This is a genomic window from Pseudomonas sp. P179 (assembly GCF_000478485.2).
Taxonomy (GTDB): Bacteria; Pseudomonadota; Gammaproteobacteria; order Pseudomonadales; family Pseudomonadaceae; genus Pseudomonas; species Pseudomonas aeruginosa.
This window is the reverse complement of the sequence record NZ_KI517354.1, coordinates 5,118,739-5,137,940: the sequence shown is the minus strand read 5'-3', so window position 1 is coordinate 5,137,940 and position 19,202 is coordinate 5,118,739. Positions and strand designations below refer to the sequence as shown.

The window sequence follows — 19,202 nt, the reverse complement described above, 5'->3', positions numbered from 1 at the left end:
AGAGGGCGGCGGTGAATGCGCGCTCATGAACCGGCTGAATCCTCGCGCGGCGGCAGAGGCTCGACGGCAGGCATGGACCTGGCCATCGCCGACAGTCGCGACAGGGCGGCAAGGTTGCTTCGGCGCACCGTGTCGACGAAGCCGGCGAACGGCAAGCCCGTGATCCCGACCAGGCCTATATGGCCGTTCTCGCCGTCCAGCAGACGCCCGCTGGCCGGTTGGTCGAGGTACTGGAACCAGTGGGCGCCGACGATATACGGACTCTTCAGCGCCGCCTCCAGGAACGTTCGGTAGGAGTCGCCGCGCGCCCGCTCATTGGCCGCCTCGCTGACACCACCCCAGAACGGACCGCGATCCCGCGAGCCGAAGTGGAACTCGCTGATCAGCACCGGCTTGTCCAGCCGCGCCAGCAGGGAGTCGTCCAGGCCCTGCCCGGGCAACGGCGTATAGAGGTTGAAACTGAGCAGGTCGCAATACCGGGCGCAGGAGGTGATCGCCTCGGGAGTGCTGACGGCGAAGCGGCCGCCGAGCAGGAGGTGGTTCGGTGCGTGCCATTGCAGGGCGTCGCGCAGGGTCTTGAAGTAAGCGTCGGCATACAGCCGGAGGAAGGCGCTGTAGTCCTCGGCGATGGCCGGATGCCCCTCGCCCGGCAGCGGAGCCGCGTAGCCCGGCGCCTCCAGGGCCTCCCAGGCGGCCAGCTCGATGCCCCAGGCCTCGGCCAATGCCTCATGGCCCAGGTACTTGGCTTTCAATTGCTTGACGAAGGCGCGCTTCGCCGGACTGTCCATGGACAGCGTCAAGGCTCCGAAAGCGAGGCCGTAGCGCGCCTGGGCCGAGCCGTCGCGCCCGGCCCAGGCCAGTTCGTTGTCGGCGTAGTAGCCGAGCAGCCAGGGATCGTCGCGGTGGTCGCGAGCAGCGATGGCGATGACGCGCTCGGCGGCCATGGCGAAGCGCGGGTCGAAGGGATCGGGCATGGCTCCCCACCAGTCGAAACCGCTGCTGACCGTGGCGTAGTCGCCGGCGATCGACAGCGGCAGGCTGTAGGGCATCCGCGCCTGTGCGGCGAGCGCCGGATCGCTCCAGTTGCCGAGGCTGTTGAAACCCCATGCCGAGAGGCGCTCCAGGGTGCGCTGGCGCCATTCGCCGGCGAGCTGGTCGGCACTCGCCTGGGGAGCGATGCGCTGGCGATTGGCACCGAGGAAATCGAACCAGCGGCCATGCCCGAAGCGCCGCCCGGCCTGCGCGGCGACGCCGCGGCGGTCGTCGCCCTCACCGAAGAATGCGGCCAGCGGCTCACCCTCCGCCGGCAGTTCGGCGAACATCGGCTCGCGTCCTTCGACGTAGGTCCGGCTGCCGTCGGCGGTCACCGCATTAACGCCCAGCGACCAGAACGGATGTCCTTCCGGAGTAACCAGCCACCAGCGCCCGCCACGTTTTTCCGTGCGGAAGAAACCGCTGGCTTCGAACACCGGCCCACCCAGCAGGCCGCCGAAACGGTCGCGCGCCGGTGTCTGCCGTTCCCAGTCGCGGAGCTGTGCGGCCTCGGCCGCATAGGCGCTGCGCAACTGTTCGTCGGAACGAATCTTTTCCGGCCAGTCGGCGCGGCTGTACTGGCCATAGCGATCGATCAGGCCGGTCAGGATGCTCCGCTCCACCGCCCTCCCTGTGCGTATGCCGAAACGTCCGAGCAGGATACTCCGGGGAGCTTGCGGCGAGCGCAGGGACAGGCTCAGCGCTCCGACCCTGGCGCGGTCCAGCGAGCCCTCCACGCGTGGCGCCAGCAGCACCCGCTGGCCTTCGACCATCTGTGGCATCGGCGGCCCCGCACGCATGCCCAGAGCCTCTGGCGAAACCGCCCGCAACGGCACCAGCAGGGTCTGCGGCGGGCCTGCCGGTAGCTCGATGGATGCCTGCAGCCCCGGCGCGCCCTGCTCGCCCTCGATCGCGACCTCCAGGGTCATGTCCCAGCTCATCGCGTTCTGGATGCGCAGGCTCACGTAGTCCGCTGCGGACCAGTCCCAACGGCCCAGCGCCGGACTCATGCGCAAGGTGGGCCGTTGCGCCGGGCTGAAGGTGACGCGACGGAGAATGTCGCCCTCCGGGGTGGCCTCCGCCGTCGCGCTGGGCAGGTCGGCATCCTCAAGGGTGATGCCGACCACGGCCATTGGCTTGACGAAGTTGAACAGCACCTGCTGGGTGTCGCTCGCCGCCAGCGGCGTGGCCACCGCGAGCAGGCCGAGAAGCAGGGGAAGATGCCAACGCGAACGGATCATGAAGCCTGTTTTCCTTAACTCCATCCCGGCCTGGGCAAATGCCGGGAATTCCTGATGCGGCTCGGACGTGAAGGCTGGCGCCCTCCCGCGCAGGCCAGCGCGTCAGGCGATTTCCCGGCGGAACGGCGGCAATGCATTGAGGATAGCCTTGCCGTAGCGCTGGGTGACCACGCGGCGGTCCAGCAGGGTGATGGTGCCGCGGTCCTGCTCGGTGCGCAGCAGCCGCCCGCAGGCCTGGACCAACCGCAGCGAGGCGTCTGGCACGGCGATCTCCATGAACGGATTGCCGCCGCGCGCCTCGATCCACTCGGCCAGCGCCGCCTCCACCGGGTCGTCGGGTACCGCGAAGGGAATCTTGGCGATCACCACGTGTTCGCAATAGGCCCCCGGCAGGTCCACGCCTTCGGCGAAACTGGCGAGGCCGAAGAGCACGCTGTCCTCGCCGTCGTCGACTCGCGACTTGTGCTTGTTCAGGGTTTCCTGCTTGGACAGGTTGCCCTGGATGAACACCCGCTTGCGCCAGTCGCGGTCGAGACCGTCGAAGACTTCCTGCATCTGCTTGCGCGAGGAGAACAGCACCAGGCTGCCGCGCGCGCCCTTCACCAGTTCCGGCAGCTCGCGAATGATCGCCGCGGTGTGCTCGGCGGCGTTGCGCGGATCCGCCTTGAGGTCGGGGACCCGCAATACCCCGGCCTCGGCATGGTGGAAGGGGCTCGGCACCACCGCGGTGACCGCGTTGCGCGGCAGGCCCGCGCGCATGCGGTAGCGGTCGAAGGTGCCCAACGCGGTCAGGGTCGCCGAGGTCACCAGCACGCCATAGGCGACGTTCCACAGGTTGCGGCGCAGGGTCTCGGCGGCGAGGATCGGGCTGGCGTTGGCTTCGATGTCGTAGAAGCTGCCGCTCTCGGCGAGGGTCAGCCAGCGCGCCATCGGCGGGCTGTCCTGCGGGTCCTCGCAGGTGAAGGCGGTCCACAGTTCCCAGTTGCCCTGGGCGCGCGCCAAAAGACTACCGAACAGCGGGTACCACTCCTCCGCCTGGTGGCTGGCGATGCCGCCGGCGCCTTCGCCGTCCATCGCCTCCTTGAGGATATCGGTGAGGCGGGTGAACAGGTCGGTCAGCTTGGAGAAGCCTTTCTTCAGCTCGATGCCCATCTCGCGGATATGCTCGGGGACCACCCCGCCGACGAAACGGTGACGCGGCCGCTCGCGACCCTCCATGTCCTCGCCGGCGCGGAAATCGCCGATCTCTTCGCAGGCGGTGAACATGAACTGCTGCTGGGTCTTGATCTCCCGGGCCAGCTCCGGCACCTGTTCGATCAGGCGGCCGAGGTCGCCCGGCAGCGGGTGCTGGGCGAGCAGCTTGGTGAGGTTCTTGGCGATCTGCTCCAGCCAGTCGGCGGTAGCGCGCAGGCGGGTGAAATGGGCGAAATGGCCAATCGCCTTGTCCGGCAGGTGATGGCCCTCGTCGAACACGTAGAGGGTCTCGCGCGGATCGGGCAGGATGGCGCCGCCGCCCAGGGCCAGGTCAGCCAGGACCAGGTCGTGGTTGGTGACGATCACGTCGACCTTGGTCATCCCTTCGCGCGCCTTGTAGAAGGCGCACTGCTGGAAGTTCGGGCAATGTCGGTTGGTGCACTGGCTGTGATCGGTGGTGAGCTGCGCCCAATGCGCGTCGTCGATCGCCTCCGGCCAGCTGTCGCGGTCGCCGTCCCAGCGGTTGCCGGCCAGGCGTTCGATCATCTGGTTGAACAGCTTGCTGCTGGTCTCGTCGACATCGATGTTGAAACCGTCGTCGGCGAACAGTTGCGCCGTCGCGCTCTGCGCCTGGCCTTCCTGCAGCAGCACGTCGAGCTTGGACAGGCACAGGTAGCGCCCGCGGCCCTTGGCCAGGGCGAAGCTGAAGGCCAGCCCGCTGTTGCGCAGCAGGTCGGGAAGATCCTTGTGGACGATTTGCTCCTGCAGGGCGACGGTCGCGGTGGCTATCACCAGGCGCTTGCCACTGGCCTTGGCGCAGGCGATCGCCGCCAGGCTGTAGGCCACGGTCTTGCCGGTACCGGTTCCGGCCTCCACCGCGACCACCGCCGGCTCGCCCTCGCGGTGCCCCTCCTCGTCCTCCTTGATCACGCCGAGGGCCTTGGCCACTTCGGCGATCATCAGGCGCTGGCCATAGCGAGGCTTCAGCTCCTTGGCTTCGAGAAAGCGGGTGTAGGCACCCTGGATCTGGGACTTGAGTTCGGCGCTGAGCATGGAATTCCTGGGCCCGGCGCGCAGCGGAAGGCGAATCCGCCGGCGCGCCATAGCTGGATAAATTTTCAGTGGTTCGACAGGGCGGCTATGATAACGCGCTTCGTCACAACCGCCAGCGGAGATCGCCGAATGACCCCCTACGCCCTCGTCTACGCCCTGCATGTCCTGGCCGCCCTAGTCTGGGTCGGAGGCATGTTCTTCGCCTGGACGATACTTCGTCCGGCGGCCGTCGCCGCGCTGGAGGCCCCAGCCCGCCTGGGCCTGTGGCTGGAGGTGTTCCGCCGTTTCTTCCATTGGGTCTGGGCGGCGGTGATCCTGCTACCGATCAGCGGCGTCGGCATGCTGCACCTGAGCTTCAACGGTTTCGCCGGCGCGCCGCGCTACGTACAGGTAATGATGGGGCTCTACGTCGCCATGCTGGCACTGTTCCTGCGGGTGCAGGCGCTGCAAGTGCCGGAACTGCGCCGCGCGGTGCAGGCCCAGGACTGGCCGGCAGGCGGGCAGGCGCTGGGGAAGATCCGCCGCACCGTCGGCTTCAACCTGCTCCTCGGCCTGTTGCTGATAGCCCTGGTAGCGGCACGCCCGAGCCTCTGAACCGGCGATGCGCCGGAAGCCGTGCTGCCGGCCTCTCCTCAGAAGCGCACGACGTCCAGGCTGCCGTCGCTGCCGTTGGTGCCGTTCGCGCCGTCCTCTCCGCTGCGCCCCGCACGACCGGCATCCACCGAGTAGATCCAGCAACCGGTGGCGTTATCCGCCGCACCCGGTTTGCCGGCCTTGCCTCCAGCGCCGCCGACGCCGCCTTGCAGACGGGTTTGCAAGCGCTCCAGAGGAAAATCGCCCGGCACTTCCAGACGAATCCGACCGCCCGCCCCGCCCGGACCGCCGTCGCTTCCGGATTGGCCGTCGCCACCTTTCAGCGCGCTGCCCCAGAGGCAGCCGGAGGCCTTGCCGGAAGCCCCGTCCAGGCCATCGTAGCCTGGAGCGCCGACGCCACCGCGGGCGTCCAGCAGCAGGCTTTCCACCTCCACCGCCTGCAGGCGCAAGGTCAGGTCGCGGCCGTTACCGGCGCTTTGCCGGAAGGTGCCGGTCGCGCCGGGCGCGGAAATGATGCTGCCATCGGCCAGGCGGCCGCTGACGACTTCGATGCTGATTCGCTCCTCGCCTGGCGCCACGCCGATCCGGGCGTTCTTCGCCATGTGCAGTTCCTCGATGCGCAGGACGCTGACCTCCAGCGGAATCAGCAGGGCGGCATCCTCGCCGATCTCCACTCTGCGCAGGCGCAGCTCCTGGGCCCGCTTGGGCAGGCGCATCACCGAGTTCGCCTGCACCTTCACGGTTCCGCCGATACCCTGCTGGCGTGCCGGCGGCGCCTCGGCCGAAAACACGGCGCCAGCCCAGGCCAGGGGAACGACCAGGAACAATCCGAGCATGGCCTTACGCATGATCGTCCTCCTTGTCCTGCGGTAACTCGCTGGCCGGGCTCAACGCCGGCAACGCAAGCATGTGGAAGACCCCGAACAGCAAGACCTGGAGACGATCCAGCCAGGGATGCGCGCGCGCTTTCAGGCGTCCTCCGAGGACGAGAATCTCGATCAGGTGGATCAACAGGATCAGGCCGCCGGCTATCGACAACAGCCAGTTCAGCGGATAGGCGAACGGATGCAGCAGATTGACCAGCACCGCGCCCCAGAACACCAGGGTCACGAGCTTGCCCAGCCCGAGAAACGCTTTCATGGAACTCCCCCCAAGACATCGTGTGCGGGGGAACATACTCGCCAGCCCGCCGCGGCGCCAGCCATGAACGAAAACGGGGGCTTCGACGCCCCCGTTCTGCTCCGCGCCGCCTGCGTCATTCGCGCTTGATGAGGATTTCCACCCGGCGATTCTCGGCCCGCCCTTCGCGAGTCTTGTTGTCGGCGACCGGCTGGCTTTCGCCCAATCCCTGCACGCCGACGATGATGCTCGAAGGCACCCCGGCATCGATCAGATAGTTCGCAACGGCATTCGCGCGCCGTTCCGACAGCTTCTGGTTGTAGGCATCGGAACCGACGCTGTCGGTATGCCCGGTGATACTCAGGCGCGTACTGGCCGCCTCGCCTTTCAGGCGTTCGGCGATGCCGTTGAGCTTCTCGCTGTCGGCGGCGTCCACCTTCGACGAATCGAAGGCGAAGTGCAGGTCGCGCACGACAATGGTTTCTTCCTTGACGACGGGAGGCGGCGGCGCGACTTCCTCGACCGGCTGCGGAGGCGGCGGCGCGACCTGTTCGCCGGCACCGTGCACCCAGCAATAGGCGGCACCGACGCCACCGCCGATCAGGGCGCCCCAGCCGGCCCAGCTGCTGCTTTCGATCGCGCCCAGGCCGGCGCCGGTAACACCACCGACCGCCGCACAGGTCGGCCAGTCGCTTTTCTGCAACCCTGCGCAACCGGTCAGCAAGCCGCTGACCAGAATCAGGGGTAAAGCGGTCCTCGTGATGCTCATTGGAACTCTCCTCGTGGATCGGTTGTAACCGACAAATAGGGAGTAAAGACCCCAGCCGAAAAAAGCGCCAGCACTAGGCCATGCAGGCGCTTCAGGCTAGTCTTGGCGAATCCCAGGAGAGTGTTTTCCCATGAGCGAACCGATTTCTCCCCGCACCCCGCAGCAGGCCCTGGCCGCGTTGCTCGCCCGCTACGCGCCGAAGCGCTTGCTGCTGGTCGGCGCCAGCCGGCTGCCGGCGGTGGAGGCCTTCATCCACAACCATCCCCAGTGCCAACTGGCGCACAGCCCGGCGGCGGCATTGCCCGCCGAACTGGCCGGCCAGCGCTTCGACCTGGCGCTGTTCGTCGATTGCCTGGAACACCTGCCGCAGCGCACCGGTCTGCAGTTGCTCGCGGGCGTGCGCAACCTGAACGCCAGCCGGGTCGCCGTACTGGTCGACCTCGAGGCCAGCGACTGGCAGGAAACCGACTTCTTCGCCCTCGCCATGCAGAACAGCGAACGCTTCCAGCGCGAAGGCCAGACGCTGACCCTGTACACCTACGACCTGTACGAATACAAGCAGGTCCCCGATTGGCTGAACGCCAAGTTCTGGGCCAACCCGGAAAACTTCGGCAAGTACTGGTGGTAACCATGACCCAACCCTCCTGCCCCTGCGGCAGCGGCGACCCGCTCGACGATTGCTGCGGCCGCTATCACCAGGGACATCCCGCGCCTACCGCGGAAGCCCTGATGCGCTCGCGCTACAGCGCCTACGCCCTCGGACTGGTGGACTATCTGCGCGACACCACGCTGCCGGCGCAACAGGCCGGCCTCGATCTCGACGGCATCCGCGCCTGGAGCCACGGCAGCACCTGGCTCGGTCTGGAGGTGGAAAACCACGAGGTGCTCGGCGGCCAGCCGGAGCATGCGCGAGTCACCTTCGTCGCGCGCTGGCACGACGCCGACGGGGAACATGCCCATCGCGAATGTTCCGGCTTCGTCCAGCGCAACGGTCGCTGGTACTTCCTCGATCCGACCGTGGCCCTGAAACTCGGCCGCAACGATCCCTGCCCCTGCGGCGCCGGCGGCAAGCTGAAGAAATGCTGCGGTCCGTGGATCACCTGATGCATTCGCTCGCCAGCTATATCCGCGCCATCCATGCCCTGCCCTCGCCGGTCTCGATAAGCGATGCGCAGGTCGAAGAGCAACAGCGCTGCGAGGACGGCGTCGAGATCCACAGCTGCGAAGCGCTCTACCGTTTCGACAACGGCGTGCGCCTGCGCCAGCACTGCGAGCGCGACCTCCTGCCGAGCAGCGGGGCCTGCGAGGAATGCTGGATCGGCTACGAAGTGCTGGATTCCGCCGGGCAGGAAATCAGCCCACGCTACAAGCACTTCGTCAACGCCTGCCAGGAACGCTTCTGGTTGCGCATGCACGCCTGAGATGCTGCGCCAGGCTGCGCGGTTTGGGCGTTGACGAGCGCTCGGGTAGAATGCGCAGCCTTTTCATCCGGGCTCCATCCCCATGCTGCTGACCGTGCTCTACATCATCGCCATCACCGCCGAAGCCATGACCGGTGCGCTGTCGGCCGGCCGGCGCAGCATGGACCTGTTCGGCGTGGTGCTGATCGCCTGCGTCACCGCCCTGGGCGGCGGCTCGGTACGCGACATGCTGCTGGGCCATTACCCGCTGACCTGGGTCCGTCACCCGGAATACCTGGCGCTGACCGCAGTCGCCGCGCTGGTGACAGTGTTCATCGCGCCGCTGATGCGCCACCTGCGCTCGCTGTTCCTGGTACTCGACGCGGTTGGCCTGGTGGCCTTCACCCTGATCGGCTGCCAGGTCAGCCTGGAAATGGGCCACAGCCTGCTGATCGCGGCGATCAGCGGGGTGATCACCGGGGTGTTCGGCGGCATTCTCCGCGACATCCTGTGCAACGACGTACCCTTGATATTCCGCCGCGAACTCTATGCCAGCGTGTCCTTCGCCAGCGCCTGGTGCTACCTGATCTGCGTGGAGCTGGAACTGCCTTCCGAGCAGGCGATGCTGATCACCCTGTTCAGCGGCTTCCTGTTCCGCCTGCTGGCCATCCGCTTCCACTGGGAAATGCCCAAGTTCGTCTACCAGGACGATTTCGACCACTGAAGCAAGCGCCTGCCCCCTGGCCGACGCGTTCCTCCAACCCCTCGCCTGTCCCCGATGCCACGGCCTCGCGACGCGGTTATCCGCCCCACGCCCTGGCTTGTCGCAGGCCGCTGCCCGCCTCAGTCCTGCAGGCGCAGGTGGCTGGTGTCCGGAGCCGGAGCCGCTGGCTCGGAGCGTGCCTGGCCCATGTCGCTACCGACCGGGGCGACGCTGAAGCGGCTCAGGTCGAGTTTCGGCGCCTCGGCTTCGGCCTTGGCGTCCTGTAGGTCGGCGCCTACCGGAGCCAGGCCGAAATCCGGCGCATCGACCTCGGCGAACGCCGCCATGTAGCCGTCCCGCGGCGCTACCTGCAAGCGTCCGGCGGGCGCGCTGGTACCAGTAGCGGCGCGGGTCTGCGGGGCCTCCACGGGAGTCGTCTGCGCAGGCGGCGGCGCCATGACCACCTCCTCGACCTCCATCTCGGCGACCACGGCGATCGCTCCCGCTCGCTCCAGCACGCTGCGGTATTTTTCCGCGGAGGCGGCATCGAGGTTGTTCTTGATCACCACCCGGCGGCCGGAGAACAGCAGTTCGATACGCTGCGCGTCGGCCTGGAACAGCTTGGCCAGGTTGGCCTTGACCACCTCGGGACGGGCGCCGGCGACCAACTGGCCGGAAAAGGCGATTTCAAAGCGGCTCATTGGCATCTCTCCGAGTGAAGGGCCGCTCGGCATGGCGGCCCTGGCGTTTCGTCGAGCGATTGTACCCATCGACAGCCACGCGTGGAGTGACTGGGTCCGGCAAATCGGCCGGCGGGTCCGTTCAGGTTAGCCGAGCCGGTCACGCCAGCCGACGGGAAGACTTGCACGGGCGTACGCGCTTCTCCATGCTCCCCCGACTGCGCTATGGGAAACATATGGACACAGGCCTGTACCTGAAACATCTTTCCTCTATACAACAATAAGTTGCAGCACAATCACTGCTTGTTAAACTGGGGCGTCTCGGGGGGAATAGCATGAATTACCAGGCGCAAATGATAAGAATTATCAGCCTAATAATGGCGTGGGGAGTTCTCTCCCATCTCTCGGGCTGCAGCTGGATGACCGGCAGCTTCGAAGACCCCGACGTCAAGCTGCTGAAGGTGGAAGTGGTCAAGGCACGCTTGCTGGAACAGGAGTTCGTGATGCGCTTCCGCATCGACAACCCCAACGATTTCAGCCTGCCGGTACGCGGCCTGCAGTACGCCGTGCAACTGAACGACATCCAGCTCGCAGAAGGCGAGTCCGGCCAGTGGTTCACGGTTCCCGCCCACGGCCACGAGGTATTCGACGTGCCGGTGCGAACCAATCTCTGGCGCCACATGAAATACATCGTCAAGCTCCTCGAGCGTCCCGAGGAGCCGATCCGCTACCGCCTGCAAGGCGAAGTGAAGACCGGACTGATGTTCGGCCGCAGCGTGCACCTGAGACGAAATGGCGAGATAATTCCCGGCGATTTCATCCCAGAATAGGTCCACCATGAGTCAGGAACCCCACGTACACGGCCCGAACTGCAACCACGACCACGATCATCATCACGATCATGGCCATGGTCATGTCCATGGTCCGCACTGCAACCACAGCCACGAGCCGGTGCGCAATCCGCTCAAGGCCGTAGGCCGCAACGATCCCTGCCCCTGCGGCAGCGAGAAGAAATTCAAGAAGTGCCACGGCGCCTGACCCTTCGCACGCGCCGGCATCCGAAGGCCCGCTGAGCAGCGGGCCTTTTCGTTGGCGCGCCACCAGCCCCGCCGGGGCGTCATGCGCGACAGCGGTTTGCATCGAACCTACGTTCCTGGCGTAGAGTCTTCCGTTCGTAGCCCATCGACGAGCCGGAGACGCACCGATGATCGACCTGTACTACTGGACCACCCCGAACGGCCACAAGATTACTCTTTTCCTGGAAGAAACCGGCCTGCCCTACGCCATCCATCCGATCAACATCAGCCAGGGCGACCAGTTCCAGGCGGATTTCCTGAAGGTGTCGCCGAACAACAAGATTCCCGCCATCGTCGATCGCCAACCGGCCGACGGCGGCGCTCCCCTGTCGCTGTTCGAGTCCGGCGCCATCCTGCTCTATCTCGCGGAAAAGACTGGACGCTTCCTCGCCAAGGACCTGCGCGCGCGCCAGGAAACCCTGCAGTGGCTGTTCTGGCAGATGGGCGGGCTGGGGCCGATGGCCGGGCAGAACCACCATTTCAACCGCTTCGCCCCGGAGAAGATTCCCTACGCCATCGACCGGTACGTCAAGGAAACCGCGCGCCTGTACGGCGTTCTCGACCAGCGCCTGGCGGACCGCGCCTTCGTCGCCGGCGACGACTACAGCATCGCCGACATGGCCATCTATCCGTGGATCGTCCCGCACCAGTGGCAGGAGCAGGATCTCGCCGACTTCCCGCACCTGCAGCGCTGGTTCGAGAGCATTCGCCAGCGTCCGGCGACGCAACGCGCCTATGCTTTGGTGGAGCGCATCAATCCGCCGAAGTAGCGAGTCCCGAGCCGGCCTGCGGACGTCCTCGCGGACGACCGCAGGCGGAGCTTGCGCAGCCCTGCGCTCCTCACTAACGTAGCGCCTCTCGACGCGACCACTCCCGCAGGAGCCCCCACCCCATGGCCTCGCCAGCCTTCATGCGTTTTCTTCCCCGTTGCGGCGCCGCCGCGGCCTTCGGCACCCTCCTGGGCCTGGCCGGTTGCCAGTCCTGGCTCGACGATCGCTACGCCGACAGCCTGCCGCCGACCTCCGGCGTACAACCGATCAAGGGCCTGGCGCAAAACGTATCGATCCGGCGCAACGCGCTGGGCATGCCACTGATCGAAACCGGCACCTTCCATGACGCGCTGTTCGCCCTGGGCTACGTACACGCCTCCGACCGCCTGAGCCAGATGGTCAGCCTGCGCCTGCTGGCCCAGGGACGGCTGGCCGAGATGGTCGGCCCCGGCGCGCTGGAGATCGACCGTTTCATGCGTACCGTGAACCTGCGCCAGGCTGCGGAGATCCAGTACAGGAACGCCTCGCCGCGCCTGCAACGCTTCTTCGAGGTCTACGCGCGCGGGGTCAACGCCTACCTGTATCGCTATCGCGACAAGCTGCCGATGGACCTGGCCCAGTCCGGCTACCGTCCGGAATACTGGAAGCCCGAGGACTCGGCGCTGGTCTTCGCCCTGCTCAACTTCGGCCTGGCGGTGAACCTGCAGGAAGAAATCGCCTCGCTGACGCTCGCGCAGAAGGTCGGCAGCGACAAGCTGGCCTGGCTGACGCCGACCTATCCCGACGAAAACCTGCCGTTCGACGAGGCGGAAAAGCTCAAGGGCCTGCGCCTGGACGGGCAGGTTCCCGGCCTCGCGGGCGTCGAGGGCGCGGCGCGGCAGGTCGCAGCGCTGAGCATGCTCGGGGTCGCCGCCTCGAACAACTGGGCTATCGCGCCGCAACGCAGCCGCAGCGGCAAGAGCCTGATGGCCAACGACACCCACCTGCCGCTGAGCATGCCGTCGGTGTGGAACTACGTGCAGATCCGCTCGCCCAAGTACCAGGCCGCGGGCGTTTCCATCGCCGGTCTGCCGGGCGTGGTGGCGGGCTTCAACGGCAAGCTGGCCTGGGGCATGACCATGGTCCTGGGCGACAACCAGGATCTCTACCTGGAACAGCTGCGACGCCAGGGCAACCGGCTCTATTACCTGGCCGACGGCAAGTGGCAGCCAACCCGCGAACGCCAGGAAACCTTCTTCATCAAGGGCCAGCGGCCGATCCGCGAGGTCATCCACGAAACCCGCCATGGCCCGCTGCTCAACAGCGCCCTGGGCGAGCGCAAGAACATCCTCCAGCCGCTGCCGCTGAAGAGCGGCTACGGACTGGCCTACCGGAGCATCCAGCAGGAAGCCGACAAGACCCTGGACGGCTTCTTCGACCTGTCGCGGGCCAAGACCATCGAGCAGGCCTTCGACGCCACCCGCGAGATTCGCGCGATGCCGCTGAACATCGTGTTCGCCGACGAAAAGCACATCGGCTGGCAGGTCACCGGACGCTATCCGAACCGCAAGGAAGGTCGTGGCCTGCTGCCCTCCCCTGGCTGGGACGGCCGCTACGACTGGGATGGCTATGCCGACCCGATCCTCCACCCGTCCGACCAGGACCCGCAGCAGGGCTGGCTGGGTACCGCCAACCACCGCACCGTGCAGCCCGGCTACGGCGCCCAGTTGTCCAATTCCTGGTACTACCCGGAGCGCGCCGAGCGCATCGCCCAGCTCGCCGGTGCCAGCAAGAGCCACGACACCCAGAGCATGATCCGCATGCAGTACGACCAGACCTCGCTGTTCGTCGCCAAGCTGCAAGCCATGTTCGACAATCCCGGCATGGCGCTGCCGCTGCGCCAGGCCATCGACGCCTTGCCGGAGGCGCAACGCAGCCGGGCGCGGGAGGCCTACGACCGGCTGATGGCGTTCGACGGCAAGCTGACAGCCAGCTCCAGCGACGCCGCGCTGTACGGCGCCTTCCTCCACGAGAGCGCCAGGCAGATATTCCTCGACGAGCTAGGACCGGAGGACGGCCCTGCCTGGAAAGCCTTCGTCGAGACCGCCAACCTCTCCTACTCGGCGCAAGCCGACCACCTGCTCGGGCGCGACGACAGTCCGTTCTGGGACGATACCCGCACTCCGCAGAAGGAGGACAAGCCGGCAATCCTCGCGCGCAGCCTCGCCGCCGCCGTGGAGTTCTGCGAACAGCGACTGGGGAGCGAGCGCAAGGCCTGGCAATGGGGCAAGCTGCACACCTACGAATGGCAGAGCGACAGCTCGAAAATGGCCCCCTACCTGGGCGCCGGCGAGCGCGCCGGACTCGGCGCGATCAAGGGCTATCTCGATCGCGGACCCTATCCGGCCGGCGGCGACCACACCACGCTGGACGTATCGGCCTACGGCTGGGGCCAGGACTTCGACACTTGGCTGATCCCGGCGATGCGGCTGATCGTCGACTTCGGCCAGAGCGAACCGATGATCGGCGTGAACAGCAGCGGCCAATCCGGCAATCCGGCCAGCCCGCACTACGCCGACGGTATCGACGCCTGGCTCAAGGGGCGCTACGTTAGCTTCCCGTTCCAGCCACAGAACCTCGATCGCGTTTACGGCAACAAGCGGCTGACGCTCACTCCCGCTCGCTGAACGGACGGCGCGGAACTTTCCTCCGCGCCGTGGCTCTGAACAGCCGACTTACTCCATGATCATCTTCAGGGCGTCCTTCCGGACGCCCTTCTTTTATCCCCCTCCCGGAAAGCCTCCGTTTTCTCGAAAGCCCGGGCACGGGATCGAACTGATCTCACTCCTCTCCGGCCTCTTCCACGGGCGCCACCAGCGCCCGGTCCAGCCAGTCCGTCGGCAGGCTCTTGCTGGCGCGGGCACCGAGCAGCTTGAGTTGCTCGCTGCGACTGATCAGGTTGCCACGTCCCTCGGTGAGCTTGTTGCGCGCCGCGGCATAGGCCTTGTCCAGTTGCTGCAGGCGCGAACCGACCTCATCGAGGTCCTGGACGAAGAGCACGAACTTGTCATACAGCGAACCGGCACGTTCGGCGATTTCCCGCGCATTCTGGTTCTGCCGCTCCTGGCGCCAGAGGCTGTCGATTACCCGCAGGGTGGCCAGCAGGGTGGTCGGGCTGACGATCACGATATTCTGCGCGAAGGCGTCCTGGAACAGGTTCGGCTCGGCCTGCAGGGCCGTCGAAAAAGCCGCCTCGATCGGCATGAACAGCAGGACGAAGTCGAGGCTGTGCAACCCTTCCAGGCGTCGATAGTCCTTGCCGGAGAGGCCTTTCACATGGTTGCGCAACGACGTTACGTGCTGCTTCAGCGCCTGCTGGCGCAGCAGATCGTCGTCAGCGGCGATGTACTGCTGGTAGGCCGTGAGACTGACCTTGGCATCCACCACCACCTGCTTGTCGCCGGGCAGGCGGATCAGCACGTCCGGCTGGAAGCGTTCGCCCTCGGCGCCCTTCAGGCTGACCTGGGTCTCGTATTCCCGGCCTTTTTCCAGGCCCGCATGCTCGAGCACCCGCTCCAGCACCAGTTCGCCCCAGTTGCCCTGGGTCTTCTGGCCCTTGAGCGCGCGGGTCAGGTTGGTCGCTTCCTCGCCCAGGCGCAGGTTGAGCTGCTGCAGACGCTCCAGTTCCTTGCTCAGGGAGAAACGCTCGCGCGCTTCCTGCTGGTAGCTTTCCTCCACCCGCTTCTCGAACGCCTGGATGCGCTCCTTGAGCGGATCGAGCATCTGCCCCAGGCGCTGCTGACTGGTTTCGGCGAAACGCTGTTCGCGTTCGTCGAAGATCTTTCCCGCCAGTTCGGCGAACTGTGCCCGCAACTCGTCGCGGGCCGACTGCAGGTCGGTCAGGCGCTGCTGGTGGCTTTCCTGCTGCTCGCGCAGTTCCGCAGCCAGCGCAGCCCGTTCGGAAGCCAGGCGACGCAATTCCTCTTCCCGGCCCTGGCGCTCGCTGGCCCAACGTGCCTCCGCCTGGGACGCCCGTTGCCGCTCCTCCCCCATCAACTCGGCTTCCCGACGCAGCGCGGCGACCTCACCGGCGAACCTGGCATGGCGCTCGCCGAGTTGCTGGTAAGCCTCCCTGCTGGTCTCCAACTGCGCATTCAGCCCGTCCTGGGCCAGTTGCGCGGTCGCCAGTCGCTCGCCGAGCAAGGCTATCTCGCGCTCCGCCAGGCTGGCCCTTCTCTGTAGCTGCCATGCCAGGCCGGCCAGGGGAATCGCGGCAGCCAGCAGGCCAAGCAACAGGTTCGGTAGATCGACGGGCATGGGGCACTCCAGCGGAAAACGACGCAACACCCGCCTGGCAGGCGCGCGTGCAGCGGATTCTAGGTTCTTGGGAAAAGACCGTCGAGCGAATAGCGCCGCGCCGAACGAGCACTCCGCTTCCGAGCTGTGCGTACCCCATGCGCAGGACATCTCAGATACTTCCGTAACGGAAGCCATCGCCCTGCGCCCTTCGCCGCCAGGACATTTCTGCTTCCACGGCATTTTTGTCGCGGCTACAGGGCTTGCCTTGGAGCGTGCGATGTGCTGTCGAGCAAGCGCTTGGGAAATCCACAGATCCTGTGGATAACCCAGTGGAAAAGCCCCTAAAAAACTGCCGAACCCCCGATGGAGTGGGGCTATGGGACAGATTGACGATTTTTTCACCAACTATTTTTATCGTTATTTTTCAATAAGTTACGTTTCAAACATGAAAAATCAAGCGTTTAGAGCCTAACGCTCTCAACCCTTGACAAGCTGCTTTCCATTTGTGCACAAATTTTCGCCGAAGCCTCTTGCCGCCCCATTGCAGGGCAATGCCGTTCGAAATCCTCAGCCGCTCTTTCCCTCGGGGCATGCAGGCCAGCCCTGCCCAACAGGCAGGTGGCGGCCTTCAGACGGTGCCCCCGGATCGCTGGCAACCGAGCCCCCTCCACTCACGCCGGATGCGGCAACTTTCCGTCCACCAGGAACAGCTCCCAGGAGAAGATTTTCGGCGACCCCGGCACATGCGCCGGCTTGAAGGCCACGTAACCGGCCGTGGTTTCGCACAGCCAGGGCGTCAGGTTGCGAGGACGCTTTTCGGTGAAGGCCGCGGGCGTGAACAGGGCGACATTGCAGCCGCGCTCCGGGCAACGCGCCGAACGGTATTCGAATGCCTGCACCCCGGCGCTGCGCATGGCACTTCCCAGTTCCTGGGGAGCGCGGTAGTCGGCGATGTCGGTCAGCGCAGCCTCGTGATCGGAGAAAGGCGGCGCCTGCAGACGGATTCCCCGCTCCACCTTCCAGCCCGCCTCGAACGAAGCGTGCTCGGACAGAATCCTCCCGCTCGGTGGCGGCACCACCATGCCACTCCACAGGACGCAACGGTAATACGCGCTTTCGGCCATGGCCGTTTCCAGCTTCAGCGCGGCGTAGAACAGGCTTGGCTCGTGGCGACGGCCAAACCGCGACCCCCAGCGCAAGGGCGGATAACGGAACGGGGTCTTCAACAGGTAATGCAATGGCTCGGCATCCGCCGGCACCGGCGGCTTGCTCGACTCGAGCAGTTCCTCGAGCAACGCCTGTTCTTCCAGGGTGTCGACCAATTGCAGGGTCGCCACCTGCTCCTGGCTCTCCACCAACCGCACCAGGCGCCCCTGGAGCGGTCGGATATGCCGCTCACCCTTGCACTGTCGCCAGATCTCGCTCACCTTCCGCCCCTCGCTTCCTGTGGTGTCGGATGCCAGCGTAGCGGCACCGCAGTCTCCATTCAGCCAGGCTTGTCGCCTCTGGCTGCCAGCCTTTTCCGTGACAGGCGTAGGCCCCCGTACAGGCGCGCCGGGTATCAGACCTTGCCGCGGATCGCATCGAGGTATTCCAGCACATGAACCAGGCCCTGCACCTGTCCCATCAGTGCCAGCGGCTCGCCCGCCAGGTGATGGTTGGGAGTGCGCAGGAAGTGGCGCATGTCCTCCTGCTGCCCGCCGAACAGGGCATACAGTGCGCGATAGACTCGCACCAGCAGCAGAGCCAGCTCGCCGGTCTTGCTGTCCACCCGCAAGCCCTGGGTCTTCCAGCGGCTGATGGCGCTGCGATCGACGCCGACGATGCCGGCCAGTTCGAGCTGCGTCAGCCCCAATTGCTCGCGCGCGGCCAGGACGGCCTTGGCCAGGACGGCATCGGCGCTGGGACGTTCCTTGATGAGAGCGCTCATGACGACCTCCTCATGTGTGTTTACAACAAACTATCATTATTTTGCTGAAAACACACCTTGATTCGGTCGAGCCTAGAGAACCACGCGCAAGCATTGACCGGCGTGATAGAGAGAAAAACCCATCTCGTAGGCGCAACTGCGCAGCCTGGCCGCGGGGACGGGCTTCATGTCACTGAACGGCAACGGCAATGTCGCTCGCTCGCCGCTCAGCAAGTAGTCGGCGAACGCCTTGCCCACTACCGTACCGGTGGTCACGCCGCGTCCGTTGTAGCCGGTCACCGCCAGCAAGCCTTCCGCAGGCTCGAACAGGCGCATCAGATGATCGGGGGTGAAGGCGATGCAACCCGTCCAGCTGTACTCCCAGTTGACCTGGCCCAGGTCGGGAAAGTAATGGCTCTGGATTCGATCGGCCCATTGCCGCAGGAACCAGGCGGGCTTGTTCGCGCCATTGCCGAGGCTTCCCAGCAACAGGCGACCCTGGGCATCGCGACGAATGCTGCTGAGCACCGTCCTGGTATCCCAGGAACCCTGGCCGTGAGGCAGGATGCGCTCGGCCGCGGCGCCGTGCAGCGGCGCCGAAGCCACCTGGTAGTAGTAGCCGGGAAAGAAGTGCCGCCTCAGGTTGGTCCACTCGCCCTCGGTATAGGCGTTGGAGGCGATCACCACCTGTTCCGCCAGTACCGCCCCCGCGCTACTGCGCACCGCCCACAGCGCGCCCTGCCGCTCCAGGGCGAGCACCGGCGAGCGCTGGTACAGTTGGCCGCCCCGCTGTACGACGGCGGTGGCCAGTCCGCGCGAATAGGCCATGGGATTGAGAGTGCCGGCGCGTCGGTCGAGCAACGCCGCGCTGATTCGCCGGGTGCCGCAGGCCTCGTGGCAAGCCGCGCCGGTCAGCAACTCCAGCGGAGCGCCGCGGCGCGTCCACTGCGCGTGACGGCGTTGCAGATCGGCCACGCCGCTGGCGTTGTGCGACATGTGCAGGGTACCCTCGCGGCGCAACTGGCAATCGATGCCGAGGCGTTCGATGGTCTCCATCACCAGCGCCGGCGCCCGCCCCAGCACGGCGTTGAGCTTTTCTCCCTGCTCGGCGCCGAGGGTGGCGACCACCTCGTCCGGGGGAATCCAGGTGCCGGCGTTGATCAATCCGACATTACGTCCCGACCCGCCGTGGCCGACCTCGTACGCTTCCAGCACGCACACCGAACGGCCGGCCTCCAGCAGGTGGAGCGCCGCCGAAAGCCCGGTGAAACCGGCGCCGATCACACATACGTCGGCGCGCTGCTCGCCGTTCAGGCTCGCCGCTCCGGACAGGCGAGGCGTAACCACTTCCCACAGACACCGTTGCTGCAAACCGCCCATGCGC

General features: G+C 66.2%; 19 protein-coding genes. 9 read left to right on the top strand and 10 right to left on the bottom strand.

All coding sequences use genetic code 11. The features are described from left to right. Positions 1–23 precede the first annotated feature (23 nt). Positions 24–2,297, bottom strand: coding sequence for a beta-agarase (locus HMPREF1224_RS35970; protein ID WP_074198672.1), 2,274 nt, complete (start codon positions 2,295–2,297; stop codon positions 24–26). Positions 2,298–2,375: 78 nt separating this feature from the next. Next, positions 2,376–4,520, bottom strand: a complete 2,145-nt coding sequence (gene dinG / locus HMPREF1224_RS35965) for an ATP-dependent DNA helicase DinG (RefSeq protein WP_003112522.1) — start codon at positions 4,518–4,520, stop codon at positions 2,376–2,378. Positions 4,521–4,649: 129 nt separating this feature from the next. On the opposite strand from dinG, the gene HMPREF1224_RS35960 reads away from it, so the two are divergent. Further along, the gene (locus HMPREF1224_RS35960; RefSeq protein WP_003082024.1) at positions 4,650–5,114 is read left to right on the top strand and encodes a CopD family protein; all 465 of its coding nucleotides are present in this window, start codon (positions 4,650–4,652) and stop codon (positions 5,112–5,114) included. 38 nt (positions 5,115–5,152) lie between these two features. Here the strand turns inward: HMPREF1224_RS35960 and HMPREF1224_RS35955 are convergent, their stop codons facing one another. The 3 genes from HMPREF1224_RS35955 to HMPREF1224_RS35945 form a co-directional block, all read right to left on the bottom strand. Continuing rightward, positions 5,153–5,962 carry a hypothetical protein gene (locus HMPREF1224_RS35955; RefSeq protein ID WP_003112523.1) on the bottom strand — a complete coding sequence of 270 codons (810 nt, stop codon included), beginning with the start codon at positions 5,960–5,962 and terminating at the stop codon, positions 5,153–5,155. Further along, positions 5,955–6,254: a DUF1145 domain-containing protein gene (locus HMPREF1224_RS35950; protein ID WP_003082018.1), complete on the bottom strand. Its 300-nt coding sequence runs from the start codon at positions 6,252–6,254 to the stop codon at positions 5,955–5,957. Before HMPREF1224_RS35950 ends, HMPREF1224_RS35955 begins: the two co-directional genes overlap by 8 nt. 115 nt (positions 6,255–6,369) lie before the next feature. After that, positions 6,370–7,002 (bottom strand): OmpA family protein, encoded by a 633-nt coding sequence (locus HMPREF1224_RS35945; RefSeq protein WP_003082015.1) that lies wholly within the window; start codon positions 7,000–7,002, stop codon positions 6,370–6,372. Between the two features lie 130 nt (positions 7,003–7,132). Between HMPREF1224_RS35945 and HMPREF1224_RS35940 the strand changes: the two genes are divergently transcribed. The 4 genes from HMPREF1224_RS35940 to HMPREF1224_RS35925 all read left to right on the top strand — a co-directional run bounded on the left by HMPREF1224_RS35940 (position 7,133) and on the right by HMPREF1224_RS35925 (position 9,126). Then, positions 7,133–7,630, top strand: a complete 498-nt coding sequence (locus tag HMPREF1224_RS35940; RefSeq protein ID WP_003086343.1) for a DUF6231 family protein — start codon at positions 7,133–7,135, stop codon at positions 7,628–7,630. Positions 7,631–7,632: 2 nt separating this feature from the next. Beyond that, on the top strand, positions 7,633–8,106 hold the full coding sequence (locus HMPREF1224_RS35935) for a YchJ family protein (RefSeq protein WP_003082003.1): 474 nt from the start codon (positions 7,633–7,635) through the stop codon (positions 8,104–8,106). Further along, positions 8,106–8,423 carry a hypothetical protein gene (locus tag HMPREF1224_RS35930; protein ID WP_003082000.1) on the top strand — a complete coding sequence of 106 codons (318 nt, stop codon included), beginning with the start codon at positions 8,106–8,108 and terminating at the stop codon, positions 8,421–8,423. Before HMPREF1224_RS35935 ends, HMPREF1224_RS35930 begins: the two co-directional genes overlap by 1 nt. A gap of 82 nt (positions 8,424–8,505) precedes the next feature. Beyond that, positions 8,506–9,126, top strand: coding sequence for a trimeric intracellular cation channel family protein (locus HMPREF1224_RS35925; RefSeq protein WP_003081997.1), 621 nt, complete (start codon positions 8,506–8,508; stop codon positions 9,124–9,126). A 119-nt stretch (positions 9,127–9,245) separates the two neighbouring features. On the opposite strand, the gene HMPREF1224_RS35920 is transcribed toward HMPREF1224_RS35925, so the two are convergent. Continuing rightward, the gene (locus HMPREF1224_RS35920) at positions 9,246–9,806 is read right to left on the bottom strand and encodes a hypothetical protein (protein WP_003081987.1); all 561 of its coding nucleotides are present in this window, start codon (positions 9,804–9,806) and stop codon (positions 9,246–9,248) included. Between the two features lie 314 nt (positions 9,807–10,120). Between HMPREF1224_RS35920 and HMPREF1224_RS35915 the strand changes: the two genes are divergently transcribed. The 4 genes from HMPREF1224_RS35915 to quiP all read left to right on the top strand — a co-directional run bounded on the left by HMPREF1224_RS35915 (position 10,121) and on the right by quiP (position 14,297). Further along, the gene (locus HMPREF1224_RS35915; protein WP_003081986.1) at positions 10,121–10,615 is read left to right on the top strand and encodes an LEA/WHy family protein; all 495 of its coding nucleotides are present in this window, start codon (positions 10,121–10,123) and stop codon (positions 10,613–10,615) included. A gap of 7 nt (positions 10,616–10,622) precedes the next feature. Further along, a complete protein-coding gene (locus tag HMPREF1224_RS35910) occupies positions 10,623–10,823 on the top strand; it encodes an SEC-C metal-binding domain-containing protein (protein WP_003081984.1) in 201 nt (66 codons plus the stop codon). Positions 10,824–10,989: 166 nt separating this feature from the next. Beyond that, positions 10,990–11,631, top strand: coding sequence for a glutathione binding-like protein (locus HMPREF1224_RS35905; protein WP_003112525.1), 642 nt, complete (start codon positions 10,990–10,992; stop codon positions 11,629–11,631). Between the two features lie 122 nt (positions 11,632–11,753). After that, entirely contained in the window at positions 11,754–14,297 is a 2,544-nt protein-coding gene (gene quiP / locus HMPREF1224_RS35900) for an acyl-homoserine-lactone acylase QuiP (protein WP_003112526.1), read from the top strand. A 154-nt stretch (positions 14,298–14,451) separates the two neighbouring features. Here the strand turns inward: quiP and rmuC are convergent, their stop codons facing one another. From rmuC to HMPREF1224_RS35880, 4 genes are all read right to left on the bottom strand, one after another. Beyond that, the gene (gene rmuC / locus HMPREF1224_RS35895; protein ID WP_010895536.1) at positions 14,452–15,813 is read right to left on the bottom strand and encodes a DNA recombination protein RmuC; all 1,362 of its coding nucleotides are present in this window, start codon (positions 15,811–15,813) and stop codon (positions 14,452–14,454) included. Between the two features lie 767 nt (positions 15,814–16,580). After that, entirely contained in the window at positions 16,581–17,336 is a 756-nt protein-coding gene (locus tag HMPREF1224_RS35890) for an RES family NAD+ phosphorylase (RefSeq protein ID WP_003112528.1), read from the bottom strand. A 134-nt stretch (positions 17,337–17,470) separates the two neighbouring features. Next, the gene (locus HMPREF1224_RS35885) at positions 17,471–17,839 is read right to left on the bottom strand and encodes an antitoxin Xre/MbcA/ParS toxin-binding domain-containing protein (RefSeq protein ID WP_003086329.1); all 369 of its coding nucleotides are present in this window, start codon (positions 17,837–17,839) and stop codon (positions 17,471–17,473) included. 72 nt (positions 17,840–17,911) lie between these two features. Further along, entirely contained in the window at positions 17,912–19,198 is a 1,287-nt protein-coding gene (locus tag HMPREF1224_RS35880) for an L-pipecolate oxidase (protein WP_003112529.1), read from the bottom strand. Between the last annotated feature and the right edge of the window lie 4 nt (positions 19,199–19,202).